General features: G+C 39.9%; 12 protein-coding genes. 11 read left to right on the top strand and 1 reads right to left on the bottom strand.

Features of this window, described 5'->3' with window-relative positions; genetic code table 11:
• The first annotated feature begins 41 nt into the window (after nucleotides 1–41).
• Nucleotides 42–821: an RNA polymerase sporulation sigma factor SigG gene (gene sigG / locus BUF11_RS12475; protein WP_073589194.1), complete on the top strand. Its 780-nt coding sequence runs from the start codon at nucleotides 42–44 to the stop codon at nucleotides 819–821.
• A gap of 132 nt (nucleotides 822–953) precedes the next feature.
• Complete coding sequence (locus BUF11_RS12470; protein WP_073589193.1) at nucleotides 954–2006, top strand: ComEC/Rec2 family competence protein; 1053 nt, start codon at nucleotides 954–956, stop codon at nucleotides 2004–2006.
• 11 nt (nucleotides 2007–2017) lie between these two features.
• Here BUF11_RS12470 and BUF11_RS12465 read toward each other — a convergent pair whose 3' ends face one another.
• Nucleotides 2018–2281, bottom strand: coding sequence for a PRC-barrel domain-containing protein (locus BUF11_RS12465; RefSeq protein WP_073589192.1), 264 nt, complete (start codon nucleotides 2279–2281; stop codon nucleotides 2018–2020).
• A gap of 157 nt (nucleotides 2282–2438) precedes the next feature.
• Here BUF11_RS12465 and nrdR point away from each other — a divergent pair, with 157 nt between their 5' ends.
• The 9 genes from nrdR to BUF11_RS12420 all read left to right on the top strand — a co-directional run bounded on the left by nrdR (nucleotide 2439) and on the right by BUF11_RS12420 (nucleotide 11922).
• Nucleotides 2439–2897 (top strand): transcriptional regulator NrdR, encoded by a 459-nt coding sequence (nrdR, locus tag BUF11_RS12460; RefSeq protein WP_073589191.1) that lies wholly within the window; start codon nucleotides 2439–2441, stop codon nucleotides 2895–2897.
• A 76-nt stretch (nucleotides 2898–2973) separates the two neighbouring features.
• Nucleotides 2974–4509, top strand: coding sequence for a YifB family Mg chelatase-like AAA ATPase (locus tag BUF11_RS12455; RefSeq protein ID WP_073589190.1), 1536 nt, complete (start codon nucleotides 2974–2976; stop codon nucleotides 4507–4509).
• A 35-nt stretch (nucleotides 4510–4544) separates the two neighbouring features.
• A complete protein-coding gene (dprA, locus tag BUF11_RS12450) occupies nucleotides 4545–5636 on the top strand; it encodes a DNA-processing protein DprA (RefSeq protein ID WP_073589189.1) in 1092 nt (363 codons plus the stop codon).
• A gap of 172 nt (nucleotides 5637–5808) precedes the next feature.
• Nucleotides 5809–7863, top strand: a complete 2055-nt coding sequence (gene topA, locus BUF11_RS12445) for a type I DNA topoisomerase (protein ID WP_073589188.1) — start codon at nucleotides 5809–5811, stop codon at nucleotides 7861–7863.
• Nucleotides 7864–8056: 193 nt separating this feature from the next.
• Nucleotides 8057–8827 carry a GTP-sensing pleiotropic transcriptional regulator CodY gene (codY, locus tag BUF11_RS12440; protein ID WP_073589187.1) on the top strand — a complete coding sequence of 257 codons (771 nt, stop codon included), beginning with the start codon at nucleotides 8057–8059 and terminating at the stop codon, nucleotides 8825–8827.
• Nucleotides 8828–9128: 301 nt separating this feature from the next.
• Nucleotides 9129–9521 carry a flagellar basal body rod protein FlgB gene (flgB, locus tag BUF11_RS12435; RefSeq protein ID WP_073589186.1) on the top strand — a complete coding sequence of 131 codons (393 nt, stop codon included), beginning with the start codon at nucleotides 9129–9131 and terminating at the stop codon, nucleotides 9519–9521.
• 11 nt (nucleotides 9522–9532) lie between these two features.
• Entirely contained in the window at nucleotides 9533–9973 is a 441-nt protein-coding gene (gene flgC, locus BUF11_RS12430) for a flagellar basal body rod protein FlgC (protein WP_073589185.1), read from the top strand.
• A gap of 17 nt (nucleotides 9974–9990) precedes the next feature.
• Nucleotides 9991–10302 carry a flagellar hook-basal body complex protein FliE gene (gene fliE, locus BUF11_RS12425; RefSeq protein WP_073589184.1) on the top strand — a complete coding sequence of 104 codons (312 nt, stop codon included), beginning with the start codon at nucleotides 9991–9993 and terminating at the stop codon, nucleotides 10300–10302.
• Nucleotides 10303–10326: 24 nt separating this feature from the next.
• Nucleotides 10327–11922: a hypothetical protein gene (locus BUF11_RS12420; protein WP_073589183.1), complete on the top strand. Its 1596-nt coding sequence runs from the start codon at nucleotides 10327–10329 to the stop codon at nucleotides 11920–11922.
• The last annotated feature ends 11 nt before the right edge of the window (nucleotides 11923–11933 follow it).

The raw sequence follows: 11933 nt of genomic DNA, 5'->3' as shown, positions 1-11933 counted from the left end.
CACTCCGATACATGACGAAAAAATGATTTGGAGGTTTTCATATGGCTCTTTATAAGGTAGAGATATGTGGTGTAAATACATCGAAATTGCCATTACTGAACAATAGTGAAAAGGAAGAATTGTTTAAACGCATTTTAGAAGGAGATAAAGAGGCCAGGGAATTGTATATAAAAGGAAATCTACGTCTTGTACTTAGTATAATCCAAAGGTTTTCAGGCAGTAATGAAAATGTTGATGATTTATTTCAAATAGGCTGTATTGGGCTTATGAAGGCAATTGATAATTTTGATATTACCCAGAATGTGAAATTCTCCACTTATGCAGTACCTATGATTATTGGGGAAATCAGAAGATATCTAAGAGATAATAACAGTATAAGGGTAAGCAGATCATTAAGAGATACTGCTTATAAAGCAATTTATACAAAAGAAGCATTGCTTAAGAAAAATGACAAGGAGCCCACTGTCTGTGAGATAGCAGAGGAAATCGGAATATCCAAGGAGGATGTTGTGTATGCCCTGGATGCAATACAAAGCCCTGTGTCTTTGTATGAACCCGTATATTCAGAAGGCGGCGATACTCTCTACATCATGGACCAGGTCAGTGATAAAAAGAACAAAGAAGAAAACTGGGTGGAAGAAATAGCCTTAAAGGAAGCTCTGTCAAAATTGTCTGAAAGAGAAAGAGGAATTATCAAACTGCGTTTTTATGAGGGGAAGACCCAAATGGAGGTTGCAAAGGAAATCTGTATTTCCCAGGCGCAGGTATCAAGGCTTGAAAAGTCTGCTCTGAAAAACATGAAAAATTATTTAAGCCAATAGATATATTTTACCATAGCACAGATGCACCCGAACTATTAGATTTTAGCATAGTAAGGGTGCTTTTTGTATTGCTTTTTTTCTTTACCTTTAGTAAGCTATAAAAAGATTGCCATAAGAAAAGGATGAAGAAGAATGACGAAAAAAGAAAATAGGCTTTATAAATTCAGATGGTTCTTTAAGCTGTCTTTTATTTTAGTTATATTTCTGGCTTTCACCGGGTGCTCGGCACAGGATATGAATAGCAATACGGATATTGATACCGGAATCTTAAAGGTTATGTATCTGGATGTGGGACAGGGGGACTCTATCCTTCTTGAATCCCAGGGTGAGGCTATGTTAATTGATGCCGGCGAAGCAGAAAAAGGAGATACGGTTGTTTCGGATATTAAAGCCGAGAATATAAAGGAGCTGAAATACGTAATCGGAACGCATCCTCATAGTGACCATATCGGAGGCCTGGCCCAGGTAATACAAACATTTAAGACGGGTGAAGTATTTTTAAGCGATGTTACATACAATTCCAAGGAATATGATAACCTGTTACAGGTAATTGGAAAAGAGATAAAAATGACCCATCCTTCTGCCGGTGATACATACAGGCTAGGAAATGCTTCTTTTACCTTTGTTACGCCCGCTAAGGAGGACTATGGGGACAATGTCAATAATTACTCCCTGGGAATACGGCTTGTCAATGGAAAAACTTCCTTTCTTTTTACAGGAGATTTGGAAGAAAAGGCAGAAAAGGACCTTGCCTTGAGCGGAAGAAATATTGAAGCGGACGTATTAAAGGTAAACCATCATGGTTCCTTGACCAGCAGCTGTCCTGAATTCTTAAAAGCAGTTGATCCGACCTATGCGATGATATCCTGTGGGAAAAATAACACTTATGGGCATCCTGCCTATGCTACCTTAGCCGGCCTTGAAGAGGAAGATATACAAACCTACCGTACAGATTTGCAGGGAACAATTGTAATTACCAGTGACGGCAAAAATATATCGGTGAAAACAACGGGTAAAATAAAAGATAAGAAAGCGGATAAGAGTAACGAGCTGGTGTATATTACGGAGAAGGGAAATAAGTATCATAGAAAGGATTGTAAGTATATAAAAGGCAACTACAGGTCTGTCTCACTTAAAAAAGCAAAAGAAGAGGGATATGAGCCCTGCCGTGTCTGCAAACCTTAAAAAGGACTGTTTCAGATATAGGGTGATCTGACCAAAAACTTTTCTGCCTCGATATCCACCAGTATTACATCCGTTCCAATCTGCTTAATGCAATTATAGCTGATGATATATTCCTGGTCCCTGCCTATAATGCCCCATATTTTACAGGGACCGGGAACTATGATATGGGTAATTATTCCTGTGTTAACATCGAAATCCAGGTCGCAGACATAGCCAAGTCTCTCTCCGTCTCTGCAATTAATAACTTCCTTTTGCTTTAGATCACATAGTCTCATAAGATAGCCTCCCTATGTCTTAAAATGCCATTATTAATAAATATATGTAACATGAAACAATAAAATATCTTGACCGAAGGAATATCTTTCAATATAATCAACTTAAAATAACTAATAATTTATTTAATATGTTCGAGGGAAGGATAAGGTATATAGTATGAGGTGCCCTTTTTGCAGTGATGAAAATACAAGAGTAATAGACTCAAGACCGGCGGATGACGGAAGCTCCATTCGAAGAAGAAGGCAATGCGATGAATGTTCCAAGCGTTTTACAACCTATGAAAAGGTTGAAGCCATCCCATTGGTTGTAATTAAGAAAGACAATAACAGAGAGCCCTATGACAGGTCGAAAATCGAAGCGGGAGTTTTTCGTTCCTGCCATAAAAGGCCCATATCCGTTGACCAGATGAAAGCACTGGTTGATGAGGTGGAAACCGCCATATTTAATATGGAAGAAAAGGAAATAAAAAGCTCTGTGATCGGCGAGATATTAATGGATAAGCTAAAAGACCTGGATGCGGTGGCCTATGTGAGATTTGCTTCCGTGTACAGGGAATTTAAGGATGTTAATACCTTTATGGATGAACTGAAGAAGATATTGGATACGAAGAAATAAAGCTTGTAAGTCCTTCCATATTTTGTTATACTTTTCATGGATGGTGCTTCTTTCCGGAGACAGGGAAAGGAAGTTAATGTTTAGTAAAGTCTTTAGCGGAGCTGTTCATGGAATTGAGAGCAGGGTCGTCACTGTGGAAGCAGATATCAGTGACGGCCTGCCTGTATTTGACCTGGTAGGATACCTCGGATCGGAGGTGCGGGAAGCCAGGGAACGGGTCCGTATTTCTTTGAAAAACTCTGGTTACCGTTTGCCGGCAAAACGGATAACCATCAATCTTTCGCCGGCAGATATGCGCAAGGAAGGTACGGCGTTTGACTTGCCTATTGCAGTTGCAGTCCTTGTTTCTCTGGGATTTTTGACAGAGGACAGTCTAAAAGATTCCCTATTTATCGGTGAGTTAAGCTTAAGCGGAGAAATCAAAAAAGTTAACGGTGTTTTGCCAATTGTCTACATGGCATATGAGCAGGGCTTTAAAAGGTGCTTTGTTCCTGCTGCCAATGTCAGGGAAGGGGCTGTGGTTCAGGGGATTGAGGTATATGGCGCAGAGAACTTAATCCAACTGGCCGGGTTTTTGAACAAAAAAATACCTCTGGAGCCTTGCATGATAAAGAAAGAAGAGCTTAAACAGGGGAAAGAACCTTATGAGGTTGATTTCTCTGATATCTTAGGGCAGGAGCTTGCGAAACGTGCTATAGAAATTGCTGCATGCGGTATGCATAATATTCTGTTAATCGGTCCTCCCGGTTCGGGGAAGACCATGCTTGCAAGAAGGATACCCACAGTTCTTCCCGAACTGTCTTTTGAAGAAAGTCTGGAAATTTCTAAAATATATAGTGTCTCTGGTCTTTTAAATAATAACCAGTCTTTGATACGAAACAGGCCATTTCGGTCACCACACCACACAATCACTGCAACAGCCTTAACAGGAGGGGGAAGATTTCCGATGCCGGGAGAAATCAGTCTTTCCCATCTGGGGGTATTATTTCTGGATGAATTTCCGGAATTCAACCGTAATACGATTGAGATTCTAAGGCAGCCCTTAGAGGAAAATGAAATAACCATAACAAGGCTTACCGGGACTTACCGGTATCCGGCTAACCTGATGCTCTGCGCTGCCATGAACCCTTGTAATTGCGGGTATTACCCTGACAGAAGTAAGTGCCGCTGCTCCTCTTCCCAGGTAAGGCACTATCTTGGGAAAATCAGCCGTCCGCTGCTGGATAGAATTGACATCAGCATTGAAGTGCCGCAGACAGACTATAAGGAATTAAATAAACAGGGAAAGAACGAAACTTCTGCTTCCATCAGAGAGCGCATCAAACGGGGAAGAAATATGCAGTATGCCCGTTACCGGAATGAAAATATCCAATTCAATTCAGAGCTTAGTTCGAAAATGCTGACTTCTTTTTGCAGACTTGGAAAAGAGGAGGAGAGAATCATGGAAGAGGCTTATAACAGGCTTAATTTGAGCGCCAGGGCTTATCACAGGATATTAAAGGTAGCAAGAACCATTGCAGATCTGGAAGAAGAGGAATGCATAGGTATAAGGCATATCAGCGAGGCAATCTGTTACCGCAGCATGGATAAAAAATATTGGGAGCAGCTCTAGAGCAGGGAAATTATTAGTATTAGCAGGAGGCATATATGACAAAGAAAGAGTATTGGTACTGGCTTTGTTCAATATCAGAGCTGAGCCAAAAGAAAAAGGAAGCGATACTTTCCTTTTTCTCTTCCCCGGAGGAAGCTTTTAAAGAAAAAACAGAGGCCTTTTCAAGGCTTGAGATTCTGACAAACAAGGATATCGAAAGAATAGATAACAGCCGAAAAGAAAGCTCTGTCCAGGAAAACTATGCTAAACTTAAAAGTAAGGGCATATATTTTGTAACAATAGAGGACGGAGAATATCCCGAAAAGCTAAGAAACATATATGAATCCCCTTTAGGAATTTTTTATAAGGGGAAGCTTCCGGCCAAAGAGGGCGTAAATATAGCGGTAATCGGAGCAAGGAACTGTTCGGATTACGGCAGGGAGATGGCAAGAAGCTTTGCAAAGGAACTGGCAAAGGCAGGTGTTGGAATTATCAGCGGATTAGCGGCAGGTATTGACGGGGCAGCTCATGACGGAGCCTTAATGGCAGAGGGGGATACCTTTGGAGTACTTGGCTGCGGAGCAGATATCTGTTATCCGGTGGAAAATTTTAATCTTTATCTGAAAATGTGTATGAGTGGAGGAATCCTTACAGAGTATGCTCCTGGGACACAGCCCAGGGCATATCATTTTCCCATGAGAAACCGGATTATCAGCGGGATGTCCGATGGAATACTGGTAGTAGAAGCCAGAGAAAAAAGCGGTTCCTTAATTACCGTGGATTATGGACTTGAGCAGGGAAAAAACATTTATGCCATACCGGGAAGGCCGGGAGATATTTTAAGTGATGGCTGCAATAATATCCTGAAAATGGGCGCCAAGATGTGCACAGAAACCTATGATATTCTGGAAGATTATATTCTGACTTGTAAAAAAATTACTAAAGGCAATAAAAAAAATGATAAATTACTTGAAGCGAATGAAAAAATAGTGTATGCTTGTTTAAGTCGTATCCCAAAACATTTAAACGACATTGCAAAGGAAGCGGATTTTCCTATCGGAGAATTGGCTTCGCTGCTATTTCAGTTGGAAAGTAAGAATTATATAAAGCAAATCAGAGCAAATTATTATGTGACAGATATAGTGTGAAAAATAAAAGACATTTTTCACTTTTGATTTGAGCAGTTTCGCAAGTAAACTTGCGAAATCCTCGGCACAAACTTGAGGTGTACTGAGGAAGGCATGGGAGCTAGTGTGAAGGGAGAAGAAACTATCTCCTCTCATTAAGAAAGGAAACAGAAATCCAGATAGGGGAGTGTACATGAATCTAGTTATTGTAGAATCACCGGCAAAAGCAAAGACAATAAAGAAATTTTTAGGTACGAATTATGAAGTGGTGGCTTCAAACGGACATGTCAGAGATTTACCGAAGAGCCAGCTTGGCATTGATATAGAAAATGATTTTGAACCCAAGTATATTACAATCAGAGGCAAGGGTGACCTTCTTGCGAAGATTCGAAAAGAAGTTAAAAAAGCAGATAAGATATATCTGGCTACTGACCCTGACCGTGAAGGAGAAGCAATATCCTGGCATTTGACAAAGACTTTAAAGCTGGATGAAAAAGGCAGCAGCAGGATAACTTTTAATGAAATCACCAAAAATGCAGTTAAGGCTTCCATAAAACAGGCAAGGGAAATTGACATGGACCTTGTGGATTCCCAGCAGACCAGACGAATGTTAGACCGTATGGTGGGTTATAGTATAAGCCCTTTGCTGTGGGCAAAGGTTAAGCGGGGGTTAAGTGCAGGGCGTGTGCAATCCGTTGCTCTTCGTATTATCTGCGACAGAGAAGATGAAATTAATGCATTTGTGCCGGAAGAGTACTGGACATTAGAAGGAAGCTTTCAGGTGGAGGGAGAAAAAAAGCCGCTTATAGCAAAGTTTTTACCTGCCTCTTCCGATAAAAAGAATATTGCATCCGAAGAAGAATTAAAAGGTATCTTAAAAGAACTGGAAAATGCAGAATTCAAAATTGCAGAAATTAAAAGGGGAGAGAGGCAAAGAAAAGCGCCGCTGCCCTTTACCACCAGTACTTTACAGCAGGAGGCTGCCAAGACCCTGAATTTCTCCACCTCCAAGACTATGAGGCTGGCGCAGCAGTTATATGAGGGTATTGACATCAAAGGACATGGCACCATAGGTTTAATTACTTATTTAAGAACGGATTCCGTGCGTATCTCAGAAGAAGCAGATACGTTTGCAAGAGATTTTATTGAAAAGAACTATGGAAGTAATTATATATCCGAAGCGGAAGAGAAAAAGGCAAACGGTAAGAAGATACAGGACGCCCATGAAGCTATCCGGCCGACCTATACGGATCTTACACCGGTAATCGTAAAGGAATCTTTAAGCCGTGATTTATTCAGGCTTTACCAGCTTATCTGGAAGCGTTTTGTAGGAAGCCGTATGTCGCCTGCAAGATATGAAACCATCAATGTTAAATTAGAAGCGAAGGGGTATAAGTTTACTGCCTCCGCCTCCAAAATGATATTTGACGGATATTTAAGTGTTTATTCCGAGGAGGAAGAAAGCGAAAGCAGTGCCATGCTAAAGGATATAACGGAGAATTCAAAGGTAAAGCTTTTGGAATTTGATCCCTCCCAGCATTTTACACAGGCGCCGCCCCATTATACAGAAGCCTCCCTGGTTAAGACACTGGAAGAACTTGGTATTGGAAGACCCAGTACCTATTCTCCTACGATTTCAACGATTCTTGCCAGAAGATATGTGATAAAAGAGAATAAGAACCTGTATGTGACTGAGCTTGGTGAAGTAGTGAATAAGATTATGAAAGAAGCTTTTCCCAGTATTGTAGATGTTAATTTTACGGCAAATCTGGAATCACTTTTAGATAAAGTAGAAGATGGAAGTATTTGCTGGAAAACAGTGGTACGTAACTTTTATCCGGACCTTGAGGAAGCAGTTACCAATGCAAAAGACAGTCTGGAGGAAATAAAGATTGAGGATGAAAAGACGGACATCATCTGCGAAGAGTGCGGCAGGAATATGGTCATCAAATATGGGCCCCACGGTAAATTCTTAGCCTGCCCCGGTTTTCCGGAATGTCGTAATACAAAGCCTTACCTTGAGAAAATCGGAGTCGCCTGCCCCTTATGCGGAAAAGATGTTGTAATCCGCAAAACAAAAAAAGGACGTAAATATTACGGATGTGAGAATAATCCGGAATGTGAATTTATGACATGGCAGAAACCTACGGATAAAAAGTGCCCTAAATGCGGCAAAGTACTGATAGAAAAAGGAAACAGCCTGGTGTGTTCCGATGATAAATGTGGGTTTATTGTTGCGAATAAATGAGAAATATAAGAAAAACAGATAAATTTAATTAAAATGTGCGTCAAAAACAAGAAATAACTATTGTTTTTATGAAAAAGGTATGATAATATTTATCTAATGCCAATATAAATGACCGGTATCTTATCTTTTGTGAAATATTACTGGTTATTTTGAAATATCAGGTAAACAAGCGGGGGTACTGGGAGGTTATTTCATGAGTGTACAATTGCTGGATAAGACGAGAAAGATTAACAAGCTGTTACACAATAACAATTCTCACAAGGTTGTATTTAATGACATCTGTGAGGTGTTAAGTGAGATTCTGGAGTCAAATATTCTGGTAATCAGTAAAAAAGGTAAGGTTCTGGGAATTAAGAACAGAGATGATATTGTCGAAATTAAAGAACTGATTAAGGATGCCGTTGGCGGCTACATTGATCAAATGCTGAATGAAAGACTTTTAAACATCCTGTCAACCAAAGAAAATGTCAACTTATTAACTCTCGGTTTTGAGCTTGATACGGATGTTAACTATCAGGCGATTATCATACCGATTGATATCGCAGGAGAGAGGCTCGGAACCCTGTTTCTGTATAAGAGCCAGAAGCAATATGATTTGGATGATATCATACTTAGTGAATATGGAACAACAGTTGTCGGACTTGAGATGATGCGTTCCGTGAATGAAGAAAGCGCAGAGGAAAGCCGTAAAGTACAGATTGTGAAATCTGCAATCAGTACCTTATCTTTTTCAGAACTGGAAGCGATCATTCATATATTCGAGGAACTGGAAGGCACTGAGGGAATTCTTGTTGCAAGTAAAATTGCTGACAGAGTAGGAATTACCAGATCTGTAATTGTCAATGCTCTCCGTAAGTTTGAAAGTGCCGGTGTTATTGAATCACGTTCTTCAGGGATGAAGGGAACTTATATTAAGGTCTTAAATGACGTTGTATTTGAGGAATTGAAAAAATTAAATAAATAGGAATGCTGGTTGGCTGATACCAATTTATGCGATAATAAAAATGGACTTTTAAATTGTATATTTATAAGTCCATTTTTTTGCGGAATTGTTAAAAAATGTAAAAGTAAATTTTGTAAAAATATGATTAAGATATCAATTAAAACTCTTAATACAACTATGATTCTCCGCAGAAAATGTGCATTTGAGCTAATATTCGAATAATTTACATTATATGATATAATAGTACTAATTTCAAAAAATTAACTTGTTTTTTTGTCGTAATATCTTTATAATTGAAACTAGTTACGAAAGGAGTGTAAGTATGATAAATTCAGATTTGTTTAACTATGTAAACATACTAAACAAAGCAGCAGATGCTACTTGGACAAGAGGCAAGCTGTTGACTAACAATCTTGCCAATGTCAGTACTCCGGGCTATAAAAGACAGGACATTGAATTTCAGACCTATTTGGCGGGCGCCTTACAGCAGGGCTCCGGCACTCTCGACAGAAAAGTAGCAGGGGTAGATTTACAGTCAATAGAACCGACTATTTATACAGATAATTCATCCTTAAGCTACAGGCTTGACGGTAATAATGTTGATATAGATACAGAATCAGCGAATTTTGCAGAGAACCAAATTACTCATGATGCTTTGCTGGATGCGATGACACAGGAATTCAGCAGAATAAGAATAGCACTATCCAATAGTTAGGAGGAAAATGAATGTCCGTTATTGATGCAATGAATATAAGTGCAAGCGGTATGACAGCACAAAGACTCCGCATGGATATTATATCGCAGAACATTGCCAATGTGAATACGACCAGAGATGAGGATGGGAACCCTTATAAACGTAAGATTCTGGTTTTTGAAGAGAGAAATACAACACCCTTTGCACAAATCCTGGGAGGGAAGATAAGTGAAGCAGCCGGAGCCGGAGTTAAGGTTACGGAAATCAAGGAAGATACAAAAACTCCAATGAATGTGGTTTATGATCCTTCCCATCCCGATGCGGATGAAAACGGTTATGTAACATATCCGAATGTGAATACTGTTACTGAGATGGCAAATCTGATTGATGCATCCAGAGCTTATGAGGCAAATATTACAGCTTTCAATGGTATGAAGAGCATGGCGCTAAAAGGCCTTGAAGTTGGTAAATAGTGGGGGAACGGTGAATAATGGACATTACACTTCTTAACGGAATATCAGGCGTAAACGCATATGGTACAAATAATACAGGAGTAGAGAAGAGCACTGGGAACAATACTTTCGAAAGTGTGTTTCAGTCTGCTCTTTCTATGTTAAAAGAGACAAATGATTTGTCAAATGCTGCAAAAGAAGCGGAAGTTTCCTATGCATTAGGGCTGTCTGATAACACTTATGACCTTCAGGTTGCGCAGTCAAAAGCCAATCTGTCATTACAGTATACTGTTCAGGTGAGAAATAAGGTATTAGAAGCTTACAAAGAGATTATGAATCTCCAATTCTAACAATGGAACTTAAGGAGCAGTATTATGGTTGACAGACTAAAGCAGATACCAGTTCAATTACTTAATCAATGGAACAAGTACACCAGCAAACAAAAAACAGTAATCATTGCAGTTGTTACCACAGTATTTCTTGCGCTGGTAATATTGGTGACGGTAATGAACAGAACCCAATATAAAGAGCTGATGGACGGCGAGACGAAGAAAGATGTCAGTACGGTTGCCGGGCTGTTAAAGGATGAGGGAATTGCCTATAAGTTGAGTGGTGACGGGATGACAATCAGTGTTGATAAGAAAAGATTCTCAGATGCACTGTTGGTTGTTTATTCAAGTGATGTACCTACAAGCGGATTAACATTGGATCAGTTGGTAAAGAATGATTTAAGCACAACCAACAGTGACCGTAATTTAAAGAACCATCTGTATGTACAGACAGAAATCCGGAATTACCTTATTAAGATGAAGGGAATTAAGGATGCGCAGGTCACATATGTTCCGGAAGAGACAACTTACAGTGTTCTTTCTGAAAAGCAGGATTTACCGGCCAGTGTGGCACTTACCATCACGGATGATTTTGATAAGGCAAATGCCTCTGCGGTAGCGGAATATGTTGCGGCCGCCATTGGAAATGAAACAACGGATAAAATAAAGATAATTGATCAGGACGGCAATCTCTTATTTGGCGGAAAGGATGACCTTTATACGGGGAATGCCAATTCTGTATTGGAGTATAAGGAAAAGCTTCAGAATACCTTTAACAATAATATTTATATGCTGATGCTAAAGCTTGGATATACGGACGTTCAGCCTATGTTTAACTGGAAGATTGATATGAAAAAGGTAACTGAGCTGTACAATGAAAAGATTCCTGCAGACGGGCAGGATCAGGGACTGTATGGTAAATATTACTCATACGATACGAAGAATTCCAGCACGACAAGCAGCGGAACGCCGGGGACAGATTCTAATGATGAAGCATCCTATGATACCGATAACGATTCGGAAAACGGTGCCTCTTCTTCTACGGTTCAAATCGAATATTTGCCCAATGAACGTGTTACAAATACAGAATATGAAGTCGGAGCAGTAGTGCCGGAGGAATCATCAGGCAGTATTATATGTACGAAAGTCGTTACCTATAAGGAAGAAGATTTAAAACTCCAGGGATTACTTGACAATACGACATTTGATAAATATGCATTGGATAACAAAGAACCGAAGCAAATAACCGTAAGTGATGATGTTTACAAGGCAGTGTCCCTTGCAACGGGAATTCCGACAAACGCGATCTCCATTTTAGCTTATGAACAGCCGGTATTTATTCCTGTGGAAAAGGCACAGAGAGACTGGTCATTCTATCTGCAGATCCTCTTGGGTGCTGCAATCGTTGGTCTTTTGATATTTGTAGTATTTAAGGGAACAGCACCTGCCGATATTACAGAGCTTGAGCCGGAGTTATCAGTCGAACAGTTGTTGGCAACTACGAAGGAAAACCAGACCTTGGAGGATATTGAATTCAGCGAGAAGTCAGAAGCAAAGAAGATGATAGAAAAGTTTGTGGACGAGAATCCGGATGCCGTTGCCCAGCTCTTGAGGAACTGGCTAAACGACGAATGGGGTTGATAAGGAGGAGA

The sequence above is a fragment of the Anaerocolumna xylanovorans DSM 12503 genome (assembly GCF_900143645.1).
GTDB lineage: Bacteria > Bacillota > Clostridia > Lachnospirales > Lachnospiraceae > Anaerocolumna > Anaerocolumna xylanovorans.
Note: the sequence above shows the minus strand (reverse complement) of the source record. Positions and strands in the feature narration are given on the sequence as shown.

Bases quoted from the DNA above. Each gene is read 5' to 3' on its own strand.
- sigG (WP_073589194.1), top strand. From the start codon at position 42: ATGGCTCTTTATAAGGTAGAGATATGTGGTGTAAATACATCGAAATTG.
- BUF11_RS12470 (WP_073589193.1), top strand. From the start codon at position 954: ATGACGAAAAAAGAAAATAGGCTTTATAAATTCAGATGGTTCTTTAAG.
- BUF11_RS12465 (WP_073589192.1), bottom strand. From the start codon at position 2,281: ATGAGACTATGTGATCTAAAGCAAAAGGAAGTTATTAATTGCAGAGAC.
- nrdR (WP_073589191.1), top strand. From the start codon at position 2,439: ATGAGGTGCCCTTTTTGCAGTGATGAAAATACAAGAGTAATAGACTCA.
- BUF11_RS12455 (WP_073589190.1), top strand. From the start codon at position 2,974: ATGTTTAGTAAAGTCTTTAGCGGAGCTGTTCATGGAATTGAGAGCAGG.
- dprA (WP_073589189.1), top strand. From the start codon at position 4,545: ATGACAAAGAAAGAGTATTGGTACTGGCTTTGTTCAATATCAGAGCTG.
- topA (WP_073589188.1), top strand. From the start codon at position 5,809: ATGAATCTAGTTATTGTAGAATCACCGGCAAAAGCAAAGACAATAAAG.
- codY (WP_073589187.1), top strand. From the start codon at position 8,057: ATGAGTGTACAATTGCTGGATAAGACGAGAAAGATTAACAAGCTGTTA.
- flgB (WP_073589186.1), top strand. From the start codon at position 9,129: ATGATAAATTCAGATTTGTTTAACTATGTAAACATACTAAACAAAGCA.
- flgC (WP_073589185.1), top strand. From the start codon at position 9,533: ATGTCCGTTATTGATGCAATGAATATAAGTGCAAGCGGTATGACAGCA.
- fliE (WP_073589184.1), top strand. From the start codon at position 9,991: ATGGACATTACACTTCTTAACGGAATATCAGGCGTAAACGCATATGGT.
- BUF11_RS12420 (WP_073589183.1), top strand. From the start codon at position 10,327: ATGGTTGACAGACTAAAGCAGATACCAGTTCAATTACTTAATCAATGG.